The following is a 20,691-nucleotide window of genomic DNA, read 5'->3' as shown; positions in this document are numbered from 1 at the left end:
GCAGTGAACAGTTAGTAAGTGATCCTAACCTACTGAGAGCAAAAGGTAATAGCCTTTACTCACCCCACCCCCCTTTTTCCGGCAAAGAATGCATTTTATTGAAATTAAAAGCATTAATTATAGTCGCCAAAAAAAGGGTCAATGAGGGGATCAACTCGCCCGCCGTTTCCTGAACATCCCGCGCAGCGCCACGCTGTTGCGCAAGAAACCGACGCCGAAGCCCAGCAGGGTATAGACCACGCCGAGCACCAGCATCATGGCGACGTCGCCCCACACCTCATTCAGCGACAGCCCCATCTGGTTGACGCCGGCGATCGCCTTGGTGCCCCAGGTGGAGGGAATGCTGTACGAGATGGCACGCACCCAGGCCGGCATCGACTGCAGCGGCCAGATAGTGCCGGACAGGTAGAAGATCGGCGTGGTGATGAACGCCAGCGTCAGGTAGATCATCTCGACGCTGCGCAGACATTCTGTCACCAGCTTGCCCAGCCCCAATACCGCCAGCAGGAACGGGAAGGTCAGCAGCAGCAGCTCGGCGATGTTCGCCGTCTGCCTATAGCCCAATACCCACGGCCACAGCACGAACAACACGATCGACAGGAACAGCCAGATCGGCAGCAGCGCCGTCAGCCCGCCGAGGTGCGCCGCCAGCGGCGCCTTGCCGCCGGGCATGCTCTTCATGGCGATATTGACGCGGATACAGGCGATCAGCAGCGAGTGCTGCAACAGCATCACCAGCAGGCCGGGGAAGATGATCGCCGCAAAGCTGATGCCGGGGTTGAACACGTCCAGCGTTTGCCCCAGTATCGGCGTCAGCAGTATCTGCGCCTGCCGTTCGCTGAAGCCGCTGCGCAGCAGCAGCCCGTTGTTGTATTGCGTCAGCAGCTGCTGATAGGCCGCCACCACGTCCTGCTGGATCTGGCCGTTGGCCAGGCGGTTGGTGGCGTCGCCGTACATCGGCACCACGATGTTCTGCCCGCTGAGGATCTTCTTCTCCAGATCCACCGGCATGATGATCACCGCAAACAGCTTGCGCCAGCTGAGATCGCGCTGTGCCTGTTCCAGGCTATCGTAGGTTTCAATCGCGATCTTGGAGGTAGCGTCCAGTTGGCGGATCAGCTGCCGGCTGGCGGTGCTGTGATCCTGATCGATCACGCCCACCGGCAGATCCCACACCGTGCGGTTGGCGTACACCAGGCTCATGATGCACAGCGACAGGATCAGCATCAGCCACACCGGCCGCTCCAGCATGCCGAGCAGCACCTTAACGAAGGTTTGCCAATAAAGCTTCATCCGGCGCTCCCCTCTTTTGCCAGCCGCGCCGGCAGGCGATTGCGCACCAGCAGCGCGGCCACCAGCGGATAGACCGCCAGCAGCGCGCACACGCTGAAGATGGCGCTGGCGTGCACCTGCCGCAGGAACACGTCAAACATCGCGTACAGCGCGTGGGTCAGCGGTTCGATGTTGGAAATGATGCGCGCCGGCAGCGGCATCGACAGCTCAGGCACCGCCATGCCGGAGAAGGTCATCGCGATACTGACCAAAATACCGATCAGGCTGTAGGCGGTGATGGTGCTGCCGGTAAAGGTGTACAGCAGCAGGCCGATGCTCTGCGCCGCCATCACATAGAACAGGCCGATCATCAGCATAAACAGCGGGTTGCCGCTGACGCGGGCGTCAAAGATGCCCACCAGCGCCGCGATCTCCACCATCAGCAGGGTGGTGAAACACAGCGTGTACGGCGCCAGCTTGCCGAGCAGCGCCAGGCTGAACGGCTTGGCCTGCAGCAGCGACTTGCTGCGTGCCAGCACATAGATCATGCAGGTCACCGCGAACAGCTGCAGCAGGTGGATGGTGGCGGCGAACTGCTGGTAATAGATATAGCTGCCGCTGGCGTTGAACAGGCTGCCGTAGGAGAGCGTCACGTCCGCCAACGGCGGCAGCGTCTTGCCCATCTCGGTGGCGATGATGCTGCGGGTGCTGGCGTTGATTTCGTTCATCAGGCCGCCGAAGTCCTGGGTGGAGTACAGCCCGGCGCCGTAAAACAGCGCATTGTAGTACATCACCACGCTCGGCTGTTTGCCCGACAGCGCATTGGCCTCAAAGTCCGGCGGGATATACAGCAACGCGTAATCCTGCGCGCTGCGCAGGCGGCTCAGCGACTCCGGCAGCCCGCCGCCGTATGCCTCGACGTGGGCGTGCGAACCGGCGTCCAGCCGGCGCGTCAGCGATTTGGACAGCGGGCTGTGATCGCTGTCCACCACCGAGACCGGCAGATCGAGCAGCGTGCCTTCGGAGAAGTTGCTGCTGATCAGCGCAAACAGGATCAGCGGAAAGATCCAGCTCAGCCAGTGCACCACCGGGCTGCGAAAGGCGACGCGACACTCTTTGTCGAACGCGTGACTGAAGCAGCGCCAGCCGGCCCTTACTCTTTCCATTGCCATAAGGTGCTCATCCCCGGACGCAGGCCGTCCACCGGCTGTGACGGATACAGGCGCACTTCGAAGGTTTTCAGGTCGAAGTCGCCGGTGGCGCGGGTGGCGCGTTTGGTGGCGTAATCCCCCAGCGGCGCGATGTAGCGCACCTCGGTGTCGATCATTTTGTCCTTCAGCGCCGGCACCCGCAGCTTGACCTTGTCGCCTTTGCGCACGTGGGCCAGGATGTCTTCACGCAGGTTAAACACGAAGTAAGCGTCCGGCACCCGGATCAACGTCACCAGCGGGCTGCCGGCGTTCAGCAATTCGCCCACTTCGGCCGGGATCGGCCCCACTTCGCCGTCCACCGGCGCTTTCACCTGCAGATCGTCGCTCTGCGCCTGGATCTGCAGCAGGTTCTCTTCCGCCGCCCGCAGCGCCGCCGCATATTGCTGCCGCTGCTCGACGCGGTCGCCGTTGATGCCTTCATCCAGGTTGGCCTTGGCGGCCTGCACCTGCTGGAAGGCGGTGTCGCGCGACCGGCGCGAAGCGTCCAGCTCGGACTTCGAGATATAGCCCTTGCCGGCCACGCTCAGGTTACGGTTGTAGTCGTTTTGCGCATTGCGGTACTGCGCCTCGGCCTGCGCCAGGTTGGCGCGCAGGTTGCGGATGCTCTCTTCACGGGTGCCGTGCAGCGACAGCTCGAGCTGCGCTTTGGCCTCGTCGCGCGTCGCCTGCGCGGAACGCAGTTGCGCCATTAGTTCGGGGCTGTCGAGTTGGATGATCAGCTGGCCGCTTTTCACGTCATCGCCGCGTTCGATCAGGCGTTCAACAACCCGGCCTTTCGCCTTGGATGCGACGATCACTTCGGGGGCATCCACTTCACCCTGCAGTAACAGATCCTGATTGTGCGCGCGGAACAGGATCGCCAATGCGATCGCCACCATCATCAGCAACAGGGTAAACAGCGTCTTTTTTTTCATTATATCGGCTCCCGGAACGGTAAGCGGCGGGCGGGGATCATCATTTCCATGTCTCAAATTGCTCCAAAAAACACCATTGCACTCATGAGGATATCACAAGCACATATCTCCTCTTTTATAACTATAAATTGGATTATGCTTTTAACACTAAAAAGCATCTTTTTTCGGCCTTTTAGTATGCAGATCCCTGCAATCGCCCTTTAAGCGATCCACTCTCTGATGGACGATGTCATGACTGAACACACTGCCGTACCGCTTTCGGTACTGGATTTATCGCCAATCCCGCAAGGGGCCAAGGCGCGCGACGCTTTCCACTGTTCGCTGGATCTGGCGCAACACGCCGAACGCTGGGGCTACCAGCGCTACTGGCTGGCCGAGCACCACAATATGACCGGCATCGGCAGCGCCGCCACCTCGGTGCTGCTGGGCTATCTGGCCGCCGGCACCCAGAGCATTCGCCTCGGCTCCGGCGGCGTAATGCTGCCGAACCATGCGCCGCTGGTGATCGCTGAACAGTTCGGCACCCTGGAATCGCTCTACCCCGGCCGCATCGATCTGGGGCTGGGCCGCGCGCCCGGCACCGATCAACGCACCATGATGGCGCTGCGCCGCCACCTGTCCGGCGATGTGGATACCTTCCCGCGCGACGTGCAGGAACTGCAAAACTACTTCTGCGACGCGCAGCCCGGCCAGCCGGTGCAGGCAGTGCCGGGCCAGGGGCTGCATGTGCCGCTCTGGCTGCTCGGCTCCAGCCTCTACAGCGCACAGCTGGCGGCGCAGCTCGGCCTGCCGTTCGCCTTCGCTTCGCACTTCGCCCCGGATATGCTGTTCCAGGCGCTGCAGCTGTACCGCGAGAACTTCAAACCCTCCAAACAGCTGGCGCAGCCGCACGCCATGGTGTGCGTCAACGTGATCGCCGCCGACAGCGACCGCGACGCGCGCTTCCTGTTCAGCTCGATGCAGCAGCAGTTCATCAATCTGCGCCGCGGTTCGCCCGGCCCGCTGCCGCCGCCGGTGGATAACATCCACGCGCTGTGGACCGCCGGTGAGCAATACGGCGTCGAACAGGCGCTGCGGATGTCGATCGTCGGCGATGAAAAAACGGTGCGTCACGGGCTGCAAACGCTGCTGCGTGAAACCGATGCCGACGAGATCATGGTCAACGGCCAGATCTTCGATCATCAGGCGCGGCTGCGTTCGTTCGAGATCGTCGCCGGCGTGAAAGGCGACATCGTGAAGGGCTAAAAAGCGAAAAGGCGGTGGGAACCCCACCGCCTCGGCGTTAACGCTGGATCAGATAGCGGATGGTCGGCCCGTCCTGCTGGATATCCAGCACCTTGTAGCCGTGATTGCGCGCATCGAGCGGGATGTTGTTGATCGACTGCGGGCAATCACTGATCACCTCCAGGATCTCCCCCGGCTTCAGCTGCGGCATCGCCTCCAGCGTCGCCACCGCCGGGTACGGGCAAGGCTCACCCAGCATGTCCAGCCGGTAGTCCGGCACTATCGTCGTCTCTTTCATGGCATGCTCCTCAAATTCACCACCTGCGCCTCAGGCAGGGCGCGGAAAAAGCGTTTCTCCCACCACAGCATGGCGGCGAAGGCCAGCGCCAGCAGCAGGTAAGTCACCAGCAGGCCGCCGATCGGGCCGAAGGTGTCGAGCAGGTTGATCTTGTCGTAGTCGGTCGCCAGCGCCGGCGCCAGGTCGTCCCAGTAATAGGCCAGCAGCGTAGCGCCGATGATGTTGCCCAACCCCACCCACCAGTAGTGCACCTGCCCTTCCACGGCGCGGTACATCCAGCCGGTCTCGCAGCCGCCGGCCAGCACGATGCCGAAGCCGAACAGCAAACCGCCCAGCACCGCATTCGGGCCGGCCCACATGATCTTCGGCGCCACACCGAGCTGCACATAGCTGAAGATGCCGATGGCGCTCACCGCCATGCCGATGATGATGGCTTTCGCCATGTGGGTGCGGCCGGTGATCCACAGATCGCGGAACGCCGAAGTAAAGCAGATCTGCGCGCGCTCGATCAGCAGGCCAAAGCCGATGCCGAACAACATGGCGATGCCAAGCTTCGGCGCATCGAACAGCGTCCACAGCGACCAGGCCACCGCCAGACCGAAGATCGCCATGCCCAACCGGAAGCGGCGGCGCGCCTGCTCAGGCTTCTGCGTCAGCGGCGCGGCGGCCTTCACCTTTTGCAATTTGACCGGAATGCGGAACATCGGCAGCAGCGTGAATTTGGCGCCGAAGTAGGAGCCGGCGGCGGTCGCCAGCGCGAAGAACCAGGCGTGCAACGAGAACTGCGGAATGCCGGTGAAGAACGCCGCCAGGTTGCAGCCCATCGCCAGGCGTGCGCCGAAGCCGGCGATAATGCCGCCCAGCAGCGCCTGCACGATGCGAATGCGGTGCTGCGGCTGACGCAGTTTGATGTTGTTGGCCCACAGCGCGGCGGCGATGCAGCCGGCGAACATGCCGATGATCATGCGCCCGTCGATGCGCTCCAGCGGCGTGCCCTGCAGGCCGATGACCTTGAAATAGCCCCATTGCTCGGGGTGCAGGCCGAACCACTGCAGCACATGGCCGCCCCAGCGGGTGAATTCGCCGGTCACCGCCCAGAAGGTGCCGGTCATGCCGAAGTAGTAGGTAGAGAGGATCCCGGCGGCGATCACCGCCGGCAGCGGCGCCCAAAAGCGCACCAGGTATTGAGATTTAAACTGCTGCCAACTCATGGCATCTCCCGTGCATATCATCCGTAAGAAAAAACCTTATGAATGATACGCCATTCAGGGGCGTTTGACGGCAACTTTCAGGCATAAAAAAACCAGCCCGCAGGCTGGTTTTTCAGAGCGCTTCACCGCGAACGGTGAATCGGCGATTACGCGTCGCCGAAACGACGACGTGGTGCTGCCGGTGCGCCGTCATCACGGCGTGGCGCCGGCTTGCCGTCACGGTTGTAGTTACCGCCACGACGCTCGCCGCCGTTACCGCCTTCACGACGTTCGCCGAAGGAGCGACGCGGGCCGCCTTCGCGACGTTCGCCGTTGAACGGACGACCGTTGCCGCGACGCTCGCCACCGTTGCCACCGTCACGACGCTCGCGACGTTCGAACGGCTGTGCATCGCCCAGCAGCTGCATGTTCATCGGCTTGTTCAGGATGCGGGTGCGAGTGAAGTGATTCAGGATCTCGCCCGGCATGCCTTTTGGCAGCTCGATGGTGGAGTGGGAAGCGAACAGCTTGATGTTACCGATGTAACGGCTGCTGATGTCGCCTTCGTTAGCGATAGCGCCAACGATGTGACGCACTTCTACGCCATCGTCACGGCCCACTTCGATGCGGTACAGTTGCATTTCGCCAACGTCACGACGTTCGCGACGCGGACGGTCGCCGTCACGGCTATCGCGACGGTCGCCACGGTCACCGCGGCGATCGTCACGGTCGTTGAACTCGCGGCGCTGGCGCGGTTTGAAGACCGGATCCGGCGGCAGGATCAGCGGACGTTCGCCCTGAGCCATTTTCAGCAGCGCTGCGGCCAGGGTTTCCATATCCAGCTCTTCTTCCGGCTGCAGTTTGGTCAGCAGTGCGCGGTACAGATCCAGATCGCTACTTTCCAGCTGCTGCTGAACTTTCGCCGCGAACTTGGCCAGACGACGCTCGCCCAGCAGTTCTGCGTTTGGCAGCTCCACTTCAGGGATGGTCAGCTTCATGGTGCGTTCGATGTTGCGCAGCAGGCGGCGTTCGCGGTTTTCCACGAACAGCAGCGCACGGCCGGCGCGACCCGCACGGCCGGTACGGCCGATACGGTGAACGTAAGACTCGGAGTCCATCGGGATGTCATAGTTGACAACCAGGCTGATGCGCTCAACGTCCAGGCCACGGGCCGCAACGTCGGTCGCGATCAGGATATCCAGACGACCGTCTTTCAGGCGCTCCAGGGTCTGCTCACGCAGCGCCTGATTCATGTCGCCGTTCAGCGCGGCGCTGCTGTAACCGCTGCGCTCCAGCGCTTCGGCCACTTCTAGGGTCGCGTTCTTGGTACGGACGAAGATGATCGCCGCGTCAAAGTCTTCGGCTTCCAGGAAACGCACCAGCGCTTCGTTTTTACGCATGCCGTAGACCGACCAGTAGCTCTGGCTGATGTCCGGACGGGTAGTCACGCTGGACTGGATGCGCACTTCCTGCGGCTCTTTCATGAAGCGGCGGGTAATGCGACGGATCGCTTCCGGCATGGTAGCGGAGAACAGCGCGGTCTGATGTTCAGCCGGGATCTCAGCCATGATGGTTTCTACGTCTTCGATAAAGCCCATGCGCAGCATTTCGTCGGCTTCATCCAGCACCAGGCCGCTCAGGTTAGAGAGGTTCAGGGTGCCGCGCTTCAGGTGGTCCAGCAGACGACCTGGGGTACCCACAACGATTTGCGGGCCCTGGCGCAGAGCGCGCAGCTGCACGTCGTAACGCTGGCCGCCGTACAGGGCTACCACGTTGACGCCGTTCATGTGTTTGGAGAAATCGGTCATCGCTTCGGCAACCTGAACCGCCAGTTCGCGGGTCGGCGCCAGCACCAGGATCTGAGGTGCTTTCAAATCTGCCTGCAGGTTGTGCAGCAGCGGCAGCGAGAACGCTGCAGTTTTACCACTACCGGTCTGTGCCATGCCCAGCACGTCGCGGCCGTTCAACAGGTGAGGAATACACTCAGCCTGGATCGGAGATGGTTTTTCATAGCCCAGATCGTTCAGGGCGGAAATGATTGGAGCAGACAGCCCCAGATCGGCAAAAGAGGTTTCAAACTCAGTCGTCATGTACACGTGCCTCATTAATAATGGCAGCCAGTCTACATAACTCGTCGAGAAAATTTTCAGTCATTTTCATTGAAAAGTGTGAACCGGCTCAAATTAGATTATAAAACGAACAAAAAAGCCCTCGCCCGTTAAGGCGATAACTTTGGTTAAAAACCAATGTCCATCAGGCTGATAGGTGTTCGTCAGCTATTGCTGGTCCGATTCCGATAGGTCGTCTTGCTCTTGGCCCAAAAGCGCCAATTCCAACAATGCATAGCGGTGCTCAACGAAGTTGTGAACGTTGTTAGACACCGTCAGTTTGAACAGCGCCGAAGCGGTGTCCTTGTCCCCCAGACTCAGGTAGTGTTTACCCAAATAGAAGTCAGTTTCACTGAGATGCTCAGCGAGCGAAGTGTTATCCGTTGCATCTGCCTTGAGGCGTTCCATCAGCGTTTTTTCGCTGATCTTGCCCAGGTAGAATTCGACAATATTCCATCCCCATTGCCCTCTGTCCGCTTTGTCATAGCGCTGCTGAAGCGCTACCTCGGCCTTCTTGGGATCGATTTCTCGCTCCACCAGATACAGCCATAACGAACGGAAGGGATCGTTTGGGTCGTCTTGATAAAACGCCTGCAGATCATCCTGCGCCAACGGGAAGCGGCCGCCATAATACAGTGCGATGCCCCGGTTTAAACGCGCGTAATTGTAAGTTGGATCAAGCTCTAGTACAGAATCAAACGCTTCATAGGCAGCATCAAAATTGCCTGCCTGCGTTAAGTAAATGCCCAGGTAGTTGAAAACTTCCGGCATGTCGGGACGTATCGCCAGCGCCTGCGAGAAATCATTGCGCGCTAATGCACGTAACCCGAGGCTATCATACAGCACACCGCGCTCATATAAAAGCTGTGCGCGTTCGTCATCCGTCAGTGCCCGGCTGGCAAGAATTTGTTCCATGCGCGCCAGGATCACTTCCTGCTGCAACGTTGGCTGCAACGGGATTGCCAAAACTTCGTCTTTACGCCAATCATGGTTGCTGCATCCTGCCAGCATGAGTGCTGTCGCAACGTAACACCAGCGCAAGAAAGGCTTCATTTCCCACTCCCGAAGACAAACATTGGATGAACGTCCTGTCCTCCGTTTGCTAAAACGCGGGCATCCTACCCGCGCGATACGAACAGCCCCCAACCCCGTGGCGGGGAGCTGTAAAACTATCTATACAGTTATTCTGCTTCAGGCGCAGGTGAACCCGCTTCCGGCGCCATCGCTTCTTTGATGCTCAGACGCACGCGGCCCTGACGGTCAACTTCCAGTACCTTAACCGGCACTTCCTGACCCATCTGCAGATAGTCGGTCACTTTCTCAACGCGCTTGTCGGCGATCTGAGAAATGTGCACCAGACCTTCTTTACCACCGCCGATAGCGACGAATGCGCCGAAATCAACGATACGGGTCACTTTACCCTGGTAGATACGGCCCACTTCGATCTCTGCCGTGATCTCTTCGATGCGACGGATAGCGAATTTCGCTTTCTCACCGTCGGTCGCAGCGATTTTAACTGTACCATCATCTTCGATTTCGATGGTAGTGCCAGTCTCTTCGGTCAGTGCACGGATAACGGAACCGCCCTTACCGATCACGTCTTTGATTTTATCCGGGTTGATGCGGATAGTATGAATGCGTGGTGCGAATTCGGAGATATCGCCGCGCGGAGTGCTGATAGCCTGTTCCATTACGCCCAGGATGTGCAGACGCGCGCCCTTGGCCTGGTTCAGAGCCACCTGCATGATTTCGCGGGTGATGCCTTCGATTTTGATGTCCATCTGCAGCGCGGTGATACCGTCGCGGCTACCGGCCACTTTGAAGTCCATGTCGCCCAGGTGATCTTCGTCACCCAGAATGTCGGACAGAACCACATAGTTGTCGGCTTCTTTCACCAGGCCCATCGCGATGCCCGCAACGGCAGCCTTGATTGGCACACCGGCGTCCATCAGCGCCAGAGACGCGCCGCACACGGAAGCCATGGAAGAAGAACCGTTGGATTCGGTGATTTCAGACACCACGCGAACCGTGTACGGGAAATCTTCCGGTTTAGGCATCATAGCCAATACGCCGCGTTTCGCCAGGCGACCGTGACCGATTTCACGACGCTTAGGAGAACCGACCATGCCGGTTTCGCCTACGGAGTACGGAGGGAAGTTGTAGTGGAACAGGAAGCTGTCAGTCTTCTCGCCCATCAGCTCGTCCAGGTTCTGTGCGTCGCGCGCGGTGCCCAGGGTCGCGGTAACCAGCGCCTGAGTTTCGCCACGGGTGAACAGCGCGGAACCGTGGGTGCGCGGCAGTACGCCGGTGCGCACGTCCAGGCCACGGATCATGTCTTTTTCACGACCGTCGATACGCGGCTCGCCACGCAGTACGCGGCTGCGCACCACGTTTTTCTCCAGGTTGCCCAAGATGTCCTGGATCTCACCGGCGTCCAGCGTTTCGTCCTGAGCCAGCAGGGTTTCAACCACGCTGTCTTTGATCGCGTCAACCTGAGCGTAACGCTCTTGTTTTTCGGTGATGTGGTACGCGTCGCCCAGGCGAGCTTCGGCCAGTTCAGCCACGCGCGCGTGCAGCGCTTCGTTGACCGCAGGCGCCTGCCAATCCCACTTCGGTTTGCCGGCTTCGGCAACCAGCGCGTTGATGTTTTCGATAACCACTTGCTGCTGGTCGTGGCCGAACACCACGGCACCCAGCATCTGATCTTCGCTCAGCACGTCCGCTTCGGATTCAACCATCAGCACCGCACCGGCAGTACCGGCAACCACCAGATCCAGACGGCTTTCTTTCAGCTCGTCGGTCGTCGGGTTCAGCACGTACTGATCGTTGATGTAACCCACGCGCGCGGCGCCGATTGGGCCGTTGAACGGAATACCGGACAGGCTCAGGGCGGCAGAGGCACCGATCATCGCAACGATGTCCGGATTCACCTGCGGGTTAACGGAAACCACGGTCGCGATCACCTGAACTTCGTTCAGGAAGCTGTCCGGGAACAGTGGACGGATCGGACGGTCAATCAGACGGGAAGTCAGGGTCTCGCCTTCGCTCGGACGGCCTTCGCGACGGAAGAAGCTGCCCGGGATGCGGCCGGCGGCGTAGGTACGCTCTTGGTAGTTAACGGTCAGCGGGAAGAAGCTCTGGCCCGGCTTGGCTTTTTTCTGGCCAACGACGGTAACGAATACGGCGGTGTCATCCATGCTCACCATAACGGCGGCGGTGGCCTGACGAGCCATCATACCGGTTTCGATGGTGACGGTATGCTGGCCATACTGGAATTTGCGAATGATCGGTGTCAGCAAAATTATATCCTTGATTAGCGGCGCGCAATCGCATTGACGACTCGACACGCCTGTGACTCGATTTGCCTTCTCACTACATCCTCGCGACTAATGACAATCCTTATCTCAGGCGGGAGATAAAGCCTCTCATTAGCCGCGCGAACCTCTGTAACGGAAGAACCTGTTTGGAAACATCAGTAATACATTAACCTGATTTGCTTATGCTTCCTAGAAGAAAGGGGCCAAAATAGGCCCCTTTCCACTGAAACTTGCTAGATTAGCGACGCAGACCCAGACGCTCGATCAGGCTGGTGTAACGTGCTACATCTTTACGCTTCAGGTAGTCCAGCAGCTTACGACGCTGAGAAACCATACGCAGCAGACCACGACGGCTGTGGTGATCTTTTTTGTGCTCGGAGAAGTGGCCTTGCAGATGGTTGATCTGCGCAGTCAGCAGGGCAACCTGAACTTCGGTAGAACCGCTGTCGTTAGTACCACGACCGAAATCAGCTACGATTTGAGCTTTAGCTTCAACACTTAGAGACATTGTAATACTCCAGATTATAGATAATAAAAACAGGCGCCGATCTCTAATTCAGCAACCCAATGCATAAGCTGCGCCATTCTACTCTTAGCGCAGTGCGATCGCAAGGCGACGCAGTGCCCCGCCGTCAGTCGAAATGTTCGACCACTAGGCGGCGCGGCGCCACGCGACCATCCTCGGCGATGTCGCCAACGCCGATGAATTTCCGCTCTTCACCCTCGGTGATACGCACCATGCCGGAGGCCGGCGCACCGGCCACCTGCACTGGCTGCCCTTGCTTGACGTAGCCCGCCACCACCGGCAGCAAATTCACTTCCGGATAGTTCTCAACCGGGCTGTCCATCGGCATCAGCAGCGGATCGAGCAGCTCGCCGGGCGCGATCGCTTGTTCCTGCGCCTGCGCCAGCAAAGCATTCAGCTGTTCCAGCGTCACCATGCGCGCGATCGGATAAGTCGCCACCTGCAGGCGGCGCAGATAAATCACGTGCGCGCCGCAGCCCAGCAGCTCGCCGAGATCGTCGGTGATGGTGCGGATGTAGGTGCCTTTTGAGCAGTGGATCTCCAGCTCCAGCTCATCCCCTTCCCAGCGGATAAACTGCAGCTCGTACACCGTGATGCTGCGCGCTTCGCGCGGCACTTCAATCCCCTGGCGCGCATACTCGTAGAGTTTCTTGCCCTGGTATTTCAGCGCCGAATACATCGACGGCACCTGCTGGATGTCACCGCGGAAGGTGTCCAGCGCCGCGTCGAGCTGCGCCTGGGTAAAGTTCACCGGGCGCTCCTGCACGATCTGACCGTCGGCGTCGGAGGTATCGGTACGCTGCCCCAGTTTGGCGATCACCCGATAACGTTTATCGGAATCGAGCAGATATTGCGAAAACTTGGTCGCTTCACCCAGGCAGATAGGCAGCATGCCGGTCGCCAACGGATCGAGCGCGCCGGTATGGCCCGCCCGGTTGGCGTTGTACAGGCGTTTTACTTTTTGCAGCGCATCGTTGGACGACAACCCTTGCGGCTTGTCCAGCAACAGCACGCCGTGGATGTCACGGCCGCGGCGACGAGGGCGACTCATCAGTCCTCCTTGTCATCGCCTGAGGCGGAACGGCGCTCGGCGTCGTTCTTCACCACGTTGGTCACCAGGTTGGACATGCGCATGCCTTCCACCAGGGAGTTGTCGTAAGCGAAGGTCAGCTCCGGCACCACGCGCAGGCGCATCGCTTTGCCCAGCAGGGTGCGGATGTAACCGGAAGCGTCCTGCAACGCTTTGATGCCGTTGGTGACCAGATCCGGATCGTGGTTCTCGGTCAGCACGTTCAGGAAGGTGACGTAAACCTTGGCGTACGCCAGGTCACGGGACACTTCCACGCCGGAAACGGTCGCCATGCCGACGCGCGGATCTTTCACTTCACGCTGCAGAATGATCGCAATCTCTTTCTGCATCTCTTGCGCCACGCGTTGACCGCGGCTGAATTCTTTTGCCATTTTGGATTCTCCAGACAAATCGGGGGGCACAAAGGCCCCCCGTAAACAGATATAAGCAGATGTGCAATCGTTAAGCGATGGTGCGTTGGATCTCAATGATTTCGAACACTTCGATCATGTCGCCGACGCGCACGTCGTTATAGTTCTTAACGCCGATACCACATTCCATGCCGTTACGGACTTCGTTAACGTCATCTTTGAAGCGACGCAGGGATTCCAGCTCGCCTTCATAGATAACCACGTTGTCGCGCAGTACGCGGATTGGGTTGTGACGCTTGATGGTCCCTTCGGTAACCATACAGCCGGCGATAGCGCCGAACTTAGGCGATTTGAACACGTCGCGCACTTCGGCCAGGCCGATGATCTGCTGCTTGTATTCCGGCGCCAGCATGCCGCTCATCGCCTGCTTCACTTCGTCGATCAGGTTATAGATCACGGAGTAGTAACGCAGATCCAGGCTTTCCGCTTCGATCACGCGGCGCGCAGAAGCGTCGGCACGCACGTTGAAGCCCAGGATGATGGCGTTGGAAGCCGCAGCCAGCGTCGCATCGGTTTCGGTGATACCACCTACGCCGGAGCCGACAATCTTCACCTTCACTTCGTCGGTGGAGAGTTTCAGCAGCGAGTCGCTGATCGCTTCGCAAGAACCCTGAACGTCGGATTTCAGTACGATGTTCAGCTCGGACACTTCGCCGTCGGTCATGTTGGCGAACATGTTTTCCAGCTTGGACTTCTGCTGACGCGCCAGTTTGACTTCGCGGAACTTGCCCTGACGGTACAGCGCCACTTCACGCGCTTTCTTCTCGTCACGCACCACGGTCGCTTCGTCACCCGCTGCAGGCACGCTGGACAGACCCAGGATTTCCACAGGGATGGACGGACCGGCGGAGGTCACTTCACGGCCCAGCTCGTCGCGCATCGCACGCACACGGCCGTATTCGAAGCCGCACAGGACGATGTCGCCCTTGTTCAGCGTACCTTCCTGAACCAGCACGGTAGCCACCGGGCCACGGCCTTTATCCAGGAAGGACTCGATCACCACGCCGCTCGCCATGCCGCTGCGTACCGCTTTCAGTTCCAGAACTTCGGCCTGCAGCAGGATAGCCTGCAGCAGCTCGTCGATACCGGTACCGGCTTTCGCGGACACGTGGACGAACTGCGCTTCGCCGCCCCACTCTTCCGGCATCACGCCGTACTGGGACAGTTCCTGCTTAACGCGGTCCGGATCGGCTTCCGGCTTGTCGATTTTGTTCACCGCAACCACCAACGGCACCTGCGCCGCTTTCGCGTGCTGGATAGCTTCGATGGTCTGTGGCATCACGCCGTCGTCGGCCGCCACCACCAGAACCACGATGTCAGTCGCCTGAGCACCGCGAGCACGCATCGAGGTAAACGCGGCGTGGCCCGGGGTGTCCAGGAAGGTGATCATGCCGTTCTCGGTTTCTACGTGGTAGGCACCGATGTGCTGGGTAATGCCGCCGGCTTCGCCCGCCGCCACTTTGGTGGAGCGGATGTAGTCCAGCAGAGAGGTTTTACCGTGGTCAACGTGGCCCATGATGGTCACGACCGGCGCGCGCGGCTCGGCTGCAGCGCCCGTATCACGGTCGCTCATCAGCGCTTCTTCCAGCTCGTTTTCACGACGCAGGATAACTTTGTGGCCCATCTCTTCGGCAACCAGCTGCGCGGTTTCCTGGTCGATAACCTGGTTGATGGTGGCCATGGCGCCCAGCTTCATCATCACTTTGATGACCTGAGAACCTTTTACCGCCATCTTGTTGGCCAGCTCGGCCACGGTGATGGTTTCGCCGATCACCACGTCGCGGTTAACCACCTGCGCCGGCTTGTTGAAGCCCTGCTGCAGAGCGCTAGGCTTGCGTTTGCCTTTACCGCCACGGGTAACGGCGCGCGCTTCTTCGCGATCCGCTTTGGATTCGGACAGCTTGTTGCCTTTCTTCTGCTTGGTGGCTTTGCCGCCGCGGGTGCGGCTGCGACGATCGCCTTCAACTTTGGCGTCGTTTTCATCTTCCGCGGCACGGGCGTGCTGAGAGGTGGTCACGTGATAGTCGGCGCTTTCAACCGCGGCGCTTGCCGCGTCTGCCTGGGCCCACTTCTCGCCGTTCTCTTCGGCCATGCGACGGGCTTCTTCCGCCACGCGCTTGGCTTCCTCTTCAACCTTGCGGCGCACTTCCTCTTCCGCTTTGCGTTTCAGTTCAGCGGCTTCGGCTTCACGGCGTGCTTTTTCCGCCTGAGCTGGCTTGGTCATTTCGTCGGTATGTTGATTGGTCACTTTTTCTTTTTCCGCTGAATTACGCTTAGCAATCTCCGCGGCCTCACGTTTGGCTTGCTCTTCGGCTGCGCGCTTCGCTTCCGCTTCGCGTTTTGCGAGCTCTTCCGCTTCGCGCCGTGCCTGCTCTTCCGCTTCACGCTGTGCCTGCTCTGCCGCTTCAGCCAACTGGGCTTCCTGCGTATCGCGATTTACATAAGTGCGTTTCTTGCGGACCTCAATTTGCACCGATTTACTTTTACCGCCGGTGCTCGGGATATTCAAGGTGCTGCGCGTTTTGCGCTGCAAAGTGAGTTTACCCGGCGCGCTGCCGTGTTCACGGTTCAGGTGCGCCAGCAATGTTTCTTTTTCTTGCTGGGTAACAGAGTCCGACTCGGACTTGTTGATCCCTGCATCAGCAAACTGCTGTACCAGGCGATCAACCGGAGTCTGAATCTCTGCTGCCAGCGATTTTACGGTTACATCTGTCGTCATGCTGTTCCTTCCTGCTACAGTTATTACGCGTTGTCGCCAAACCAACAGATATTGCGCGCAGCCATGATCAGCTCGCCGGCTTGCTCGTCGCTAAGCCCTTCAATATCAGCCAGATCGTCAACACCCTGCTCGGCAAGATCTTCCAGCGTACAAACCCCACGCGCGGCCAGTTTAAAGGCCATGCTGCGCTCAAGACCCGGCAGGTTGAGCAAATCGTCGGCCGGTTTGTTGTCGCCCAGGCTTTCTTCTTGTGCCAGGGCCAGCGTGGTCAATGCAGCTTTGGCGCGTTCGCGCAATGCTTCAACCGTATCTTCATCCAGACCGTCGATTTCCAACAGCTCTTTGATCGGCACGTAGGCCAGCTCTTCCAGCGTGGAGAAGCCTTCTTCAACCAGTACGGTGGCGAAATCTTCGTCGATATCAAGATACTTGGTGAAGGTATCAATAGCGGCATGAGCCTCGGCCTGGTGCTTGGCCTGCAGGTCGTCCGCCGTCATCACGTTCAGTTCCCAACGATCGTCGCCGCGGTGTTGTTTCAGCAGCTGGGAAGCCAAACGCACGTTTTGGCCGTTACGGCCGATCGCCTGTGCCAGGTTGCTGGCTTCAACGGCGATATCCATGGTGCAGTTATCTTCATCTACCACGATCGACGCGACGTCGGCCGGCGCCATGGCGTTGATGACGAATTGCGCTGGATTATCATCCCACAGGATGATGTCGATGCGTTCGCCGCCGAGCTCGCTCGACACGGCCTGAACGCGCGCACCGCGCATACCTACGCAGGCGCCGACCGGGTCGATGCGCTTGTCGTTGGTTTTCACTGCAATTTTCGCACGGGAGCCAGGATCGCGGGCTGCCGCTTTAATTTCAATCACTTCTTCGCCGATTTCCGGCACTTCGATGCGGAACAGTTCTTTCAGCATTTCCGGGCTGGAACGGCTGACGAACAGCTGCGCGCCGCGGGCTTCAGGACGCACGGCGTACAGTACGCCGCGAATGCGGTCGCCCGGACGGAAGTTTTCGCGCGGCAACATGTCTTCACGGCCAATCACCGCTTCGGCGTTGTTGCCCAGATCCAGCGCGATGCTGTCACGGTTCACTTTCTTCACCACGCCGGTGACGATCTCGCCTTCATGTTCACGGAAAGCGTCAACCACCATCGCGCGCTCGGCCTCGCGCACTTTCTGCACGATAACCTGCTTGGCGGTTTGGGTGGTGATACGGTCGAAGGTCACGGATTCGATCTGATCTTCGACGTAGCCGCCGAGCTCGATGCTCGGATCTTCAAACTGAGCGGCTTCCAGCGTGATTTCACGCGTCGGCTGCGTCACTTCGTCTACGGCGACCCAACGGCGGAAGGTATCGAAATCGCCGGTTCTGCGGTCAATGCTGACGCGCACGTCGATTTCCTGCTCGTATTTTTTCTTGGTTGCGGTGGCTAATGCAGTTTCCAGCGCTTCGAAAATCTTCTCGCGCGGAAGGGATTTTTCATTGGAAACTGCTTCAACAACAGCCAGAATCTCTTTGTTCATCCTAGTTGCCTCTTCCAAACTTTAAAAGTGGGGTACCAGGTTCGCTTTCTGGATGTTGCTCAGCGCGAACACTTCATCTTTCCCTTCCACAGTAACCGTGATCATCTCGCCTTCGACAGACTTGATAATACCCTGCCACTTGCGACGGTTTTGTACCGCCATGCGCAGGACCAGGCTGACTTCTTCACCGAGGTAACGCGTATAGTGTTCTGCGGTGAACATCGGGCGATCAAGGCCAGGAGAGGAGACTTCCAAGTTGTAAGCGACCGTGATTGGATCTTCGACGTCCAATACAGCGCTGACCTGGTGGCTGACATCAGCGCAATCATCAACATTGATGCCGTTGTCACTATCAATATAGATGCGGAGCGTCGATTGGCGCGCACGAATGAATTCGATGCCTACAAGCTCAAAGCCCAACGCTTCTACGGGTGCCGAAAGCATCTCTGTTAACTGTTGCTCTAATGTGGACAAGCCCACCCCCAAGACATAAAAAAAGGGCTAAATAGCCCAGTGATTCTGTTGCCAAATAACAAAAAACCCCGAAAAATCGGGGCTTTATGCAACTGGACCCTGTTTGCCGCTAGGCGGCCTCGGTACAACTTTCGAGCAAGTGTCATTTTCAAATGTTGATCGAGAAAAGCGGGTTTCAATCGAAAAGTGTATTTGAAAATAAACACTTAAAGGAAAGTGGTTGCGGGGGCCGGATTTGAACCGACGACCTTCGGGTTATGAGCCCGACGAGCTACCAGGCTGCTCCACCCCGCGTCCGAAAACGTGGCAAATACTACGCCGATAATCGCAAAATTGCAAGTTATCTCTGGGATTTGGTACCGAGGATGGGACTCGAACCCACAAGCCCGTTAGGGCACTACCACCTCAAGGTAGCGTGTCTACCAATTCCACCACCTCGGTACTGATTCTTACTGCTAACGGCCGTTGTTCTTTCGAGTTCACAACCACCGTTTACAAACTTTTGCGGCTTACTGCGGGATGTCGCTGCTCGGCTTGGCAGGTGCTGCCGGCGCGGTTGTCTGCTCAGTTTTCACCGGCTGACCGAGGTTTTCCCACTCGCTGCCTTTCTTGCTTTGGTTGCTGCTGAGGTTGCCCAGAATCAGGCTGATGACGAAGAACAGCGTCGCCAATACAGCAGTCATGCGGGTCATAAAGTTACCGGAACCACTCGAACCGAACAACGTGCCTGATGCACCTGCTCCGAAAGAGGCTCCCATATCAGCGCCTTTACCTTGCTGCAACATAATCAGAGCAACCAGCCCGATTGAAATCAGCAGGAAAATTACCAGAAGAGCTTCGTACATAGTAGTACCCGTATCCTTGCGGCCTCACCGCATGCCAAATGCTTCACACTCATCAAGCAGGCGTGTTTATAAACTGCCTACTGAAGCGGGTGTGAATACTAACCAAAGCCGCCAACCCGCGCAAGGGCAATTTGCAGCCGCCGGCGCGTTTGCGGAAAAAAACGCCAACAATCGCCTGTTCGGGCTCAGCGATGCCAAGCCCGGCGGCTAACTGTCTGTTTTAACCTGCGGATTTCACCGCATCGGCGATGCGATGTGCCAGCGCGGTCACCTGCTGCTCGTCCTCACCCTCCACCATCACGCGGATCAGCGGTTCAGTGCCCGATTTGCGCAGCAGCACCCGGCCGCGGCCGGCCAGCTCGGCTTCCACCTGTTCGGTGACCTTGCGCACCGCTTCAGATTCCAGCGGATTGTGATCGCCGGCGAAACGCACGTTGACCAGGATCTGCGGCAACAGCTTCATACCGCTGCACAGGTCATGCAGGCTCATGTGGTTGCGCACCATGGCGGTCAGCACCTGCAACCCGGCCACTATGCCGTCGCCGGTGGTGGTTTTGTCCAGCAAGATCACATGGCCGGAGTTTTCCGCACCGATGCGCCAGCCTAACTCCTGCAGCTTCTCCAGCACGTAACGGTCGCCCACTTTGGCGCGAGCGAACGGAATGCCCAGCTGCTTCAGCGCCAGCTCCAGCCCCATATTGCTCATCAGGGTGCCGACCGCGCCGCCGCGCAGCTGCCCCTGACGCAGGCCTTCGCGGGCGATGATGTACAGGATCTGATCGCCGTCCACCTTGTTGCCCAGGTGATCCACCATCATCACGCGGTCGCCGTCGCCGTCGAACGCCAGGCCAACGTGCGCTTTTTCCTGCAGCACGCGCTCCTGCAACTGACGCACATCGGTAGCGCCGCATTTCTCGTTGATGTTCATGCCGTCCGGCTCAACGCCGATGGCGATCACCGTAGCGCCCAGTTCGCGCAGCACGCTCGGCGCGATGTGGTAAGTCGCGCCGTTGGCGCAGTCGACCACGATTTTCAGCCCTTTCAGGCTCAGCTCGCTCGGGAAGGTGCCTTTGCAGAATTCGATATAGCGGCCGGCGGCGTCGATGATGCGGCTGGCTTTACCCAGCTCCGAGGACTCCACGCAGGTCAGCGGTTTTTCCATCTCGGCTTCAATTGCCTCTTCGACGTTGTCCGGCAGCTTGGCGCCGTCGATCGAGAAGAACTTGATGCCGTTGTCATAGAACGGGTTATGCGAAGCGGAAATGACAATGCCCGCTTCAGCACGGAAGGTGCGCGTCAGATAGGCCACCGCCGGCGTGGGCATCGGCCCGGTGAAGGAGGCGGACAATCCGGCTGCCGCCAGACCGGCTTCCAGAGCGGACTCCAGCATATAACCGGAGATGCGCGTATCCTTACCGATGATGATCTTGCGGGAACCGTGACGCGCCAGCACTTTACCGGCCGCCCAGCCCAGCTTCAGCACGAAGTCCGGCGTGATGGGGCTGTCCCCGACCTTGCCACGGATGCCGTCGGTGCCAAAATATTTGCGCTCGCTCATGTC

18 protein-coding genes and 2 tRNA genes are annotated in these 20,691 nt (G+C 59.1%); 1 reads left to right on the top strand and 19 read right to left on the bottom strand.

Annotation, left to right across the window (positions count from 1 at the left end; genetic code table 11):
- Positions 1–150 precede the first annotated feature (150 nt).
- Genes ACJ8OK_RS10460 through ACJ8OK_RS10450 form a run of 3 tightly spaced genes read right to left on the bottom strand, consistent with a single transcriptional unit; the run spans position 151 to position 3,397 of the window.
- Entirely contained in the window at positions 151–1,293 is a 1,143-nt protein-coding gene (locus tag ACJ8OK_RS10460) for an ABC transporter permease (RefSeq protein WP_033631631.1), read from the bottom strand.
- Positions 1,290–2,444 carry an ABC transporter permease gene (locus ACJ8OK_RS10455; protein ID WP_015376418.1) on the bottom strand — a complete coding sequence of 385 codons (1,155 nt, stop codon included), beginning with the start codon at positions 2,442–2,444 and terminating at the stop codon, positions 1,290–1,292. Before ACJ8OK_RS10455 ends, ACJ8OK_RS10460 begins: the two co-directional genes overlap by 4 nt.
- Positions 2,426–3,397 (bottom strand): HlyD family secretion protein, encoded by a 972-nt coding sequence (locus ACJ8OK_RS10450; RefSeq protein ID WP_004933479.1) that lies wholly within the window; start codon positions 3,395–3,397, stop codon positions 2,426–2,428. The genes ACJ8OK_RS10455 and ACJ8OK_RS10450 overlap by 19 nt, the downstream gene beginning before the upstream one ends.
- Positions 3,398–3,628: 231 nt before the next feature.
- On the opposite strand from ACJ8OK_RS10450, the gene ACJ8OK_RS10445 reads away from it, so the two are divergent.
- The gene (locus ACJ8OK_RS10445) at positions 3,629–4,642 is read left to right on the top strand and encodes a luciferase-like monooxygenase (RefSeq protein WP_033633542.1); all 1,014 of its coding nucleotides are present in this window, start codon (positions 3,629–3,631) and stop codon (positions 4,640–4,642) included.
- A 37-nt stretch (positions 4,643–4,679) separates the two neighbouring features.
- On the opposite strand, the gene yedF is transcribed toward ACJ8OK_RS10445, so the two are convergent.
- The 16 genes from yedF to glmM all read right to left on the bottom strand — a co-directional run bounded on the left by yedF (position 4,680) and on the right by glmM (position 20,688).
- Positions 4,680–4,919, bottom strand: a complete 240-nt coding sequence (gene yedF, locus ACJ8OK_RS10440; protein WP_004933486.1) for a sulfurtransferase-like selenium metabolism protein YedF — start codon at positions 4,917–4,919, stop codon at positions 4,680–4,682.
- Positions 4,916–6,130, bottom strand: coding sequence for a selenium metabolism membrane protein YedE/FdhT (gene yedE, locus ACJ8OK_RS10435; RefSeq protein ID WP_411750303.1), 1,215 nt, complete (start codon positions 6,128–6,130; stop codon positions 4,916–4,918). The genes yedF and yedE overlap by 4 nt, the downstream gene beginning before the upstream one ends.
- Before the next feature lie 146 nt (positions 6,131–6,276).
- On the bottom strand, positions 6,277–8,199 hold the full coding sequence (locus ACJ8OK_RS10430) for a DEAD/DEAH family ATP-dependent RNA helicase (RefSeq protein ID WP_004933492.1): 1,923 nt from the start codon (positions 8,197–8,199) through the stop codon (positions 6,277–6,279).
- Positions 8,189–8,263, bottom strand: a complete 75-nt coding sequence (yrbN, locus tag ACJ8OK_RS10425) for a protein YrbN (RefSeq protein WP_223182019.1) — start codon at positions 8,261–8,263, stop codon at positions 8,189–8,191. The genes ACJ8OK_RS10430 and yrbN overlap by 11 nt, the downstream gene beginning before the upstream one ends.
- Positions 8,264–8,385: 122 nt before the next feature.
- Positions 8,386–9,270 carry a lipoprotein NlpI gene (gene nlpI / locus ACJ8OK_RS10420; protein ID WP_004933495.1) on the bottom strand — a complete coding sequence of 295 codons (885 nt, stop codon included), beginning with the start codon at positions 9,268–9,270 and terminating at the stop codon, positions 8,386–8,388.
- Positions 9,271–9,398: 128 nt separating this feature from the next.
- Entirely contained in the window at positions 9,399–11,516 is a 2,118-nt protein-coding gene (gene pnp / locus ACJ8OK_RS10415; RefSeq protein ID WP_004933498.1) for a polyribonucleotide nucleotidyltransferase, read from the bottom strand.
- Between the two features lie 256 nt (positions 11,517–11,772).
- A complete protein-coding gene (gene rpsO, locus ACJ8OK_RS10410; RefSeq protein ID WP_004933502.1) occupies positions 11,773–12,042 on the bottom strand; it encodes a 30S ribosomal protein S15 in 270 nt (89 codons plus the stop codon).
- 124 nt (positions 12,043–12,166) lie between these two features.
- A complete protein-coding gene (truB, locus tag ACJ8OK_RS10405; protein ID WP_004933505.1) occupies positions 12,167–13,111 on the bottom strand; it encodes a tRNA pseudouridine(55) synthase TruB in 945 nt (314 codons plus the stop codon).
- Positions 13,111–13,521, bottom strand: coding sequence for a 30S ribosome-binding factor RbfA (gene rbfA, locus ACJ8OK_RS10400; RefSeq protein WP_004933508.1), 411 nt, complete (start codon positions 13,519–13,521; stop codon positions 13,111–13,113). The genes truB and rbfA overlap by 1 nt, the downstream gene beginning before the upstream one ends.
- 70 nt (positions 13,522–13,591) lie before the next feature.
- Positions 13,592–16,279 (bottom strand): translation initiation factor IF-2, encoded by a 2,688-nt coding sequence (gene infB, locus ACJ8OK_RS10395; protein WP_004933511.1) that lies wholly within the window; start codon positions 16,277–16,279, stop codon positions 13,592–13,594.
- Between the two features lie 23 nt (positions 16,280–16,302).
- The gene (gene nusA, locus ACJ8OK_RS10390; protein WP_004933514.1) at positions 16,303–17,811 is read right to left on the bottom strand and encodes a transcription termination factor NusA; all 1,509 of its coding nucleotides are present in this window, start codon (positions 17,809–17,811) and stop codon (positions 16,303–16,305) included.
- A 21-nt stretch (positions 17,812–17,832) separates the two neighbouring features.
- Positions 17,833–18,285: a ribosome maturation factor RimP gene (gene rimP / locus ACJ8OK_RS10385; RefSeq protein ID WP_004933515.1), complete on the bottom strand. Its 453-nt coding sequence runs from the start codon at positions 18,283–18,285 to the stop codon at positions 17,833–17,835.
- 217 nt (positions 18,286–18,502) lie between these two features.
- Positions 18,503–18,579, bottom strand: a tRNA-Met gene (locus ACJ8OK_RS10380).
- Positions 18,580–18,639: 60 nt separating this feature from the next.
- Positions 18,640–18,726, bottom strand: a tRNA-Leu gene (locus ACJ8OK_RS10375).
- A gap of 68 nt (positions 18,727–18,794) precedes the next feature.
- The gene (gene secG, locus ACJ8OK_RS10370) at positions 18,795–19,130 is read right to left on the bottom strand and encodes a preprotein translocase subunit SecG (RefSeq protein WP_004933519.1); all 336 of its coding nucleotides are present in this window, start codon (positions 19,128–19,130) and stop codon (positions 18,795–18,797) included.
- Positions 19,131–19,350: 220 nt separating this feature from the next.
- Positions 19,351–20,688, bottom strand: coding sequence for a phosphoglucosamine mutase (gene glmM / locus ACJ8OK_RS10365; protein ID WP_004933522.1), 1,338 nt, complete (start codon positions 20,686–20,688; stop codon positions 19,351–19,353).
- Between the last annotated feature and the right edge of the window lie 3 nt (positions 20,689–20,691).

Origin of the sequence: Serratia sp. CY71090, from assembly GCF_052166845.1 — a bacterium.
In the GTDB taxonomy this organism is placed as follows: domain Bacteria; phylum Pseudomonadota; class Gammaproteobacteria; order Enterobacterales; family Enterobacteriaceae; genus Serratia; species Serratia nematodiphila.
Note: the sequence above shows the minus strand (reverse complement) of the source record. Positions and strands in the feature narration are given on the sequence as shown.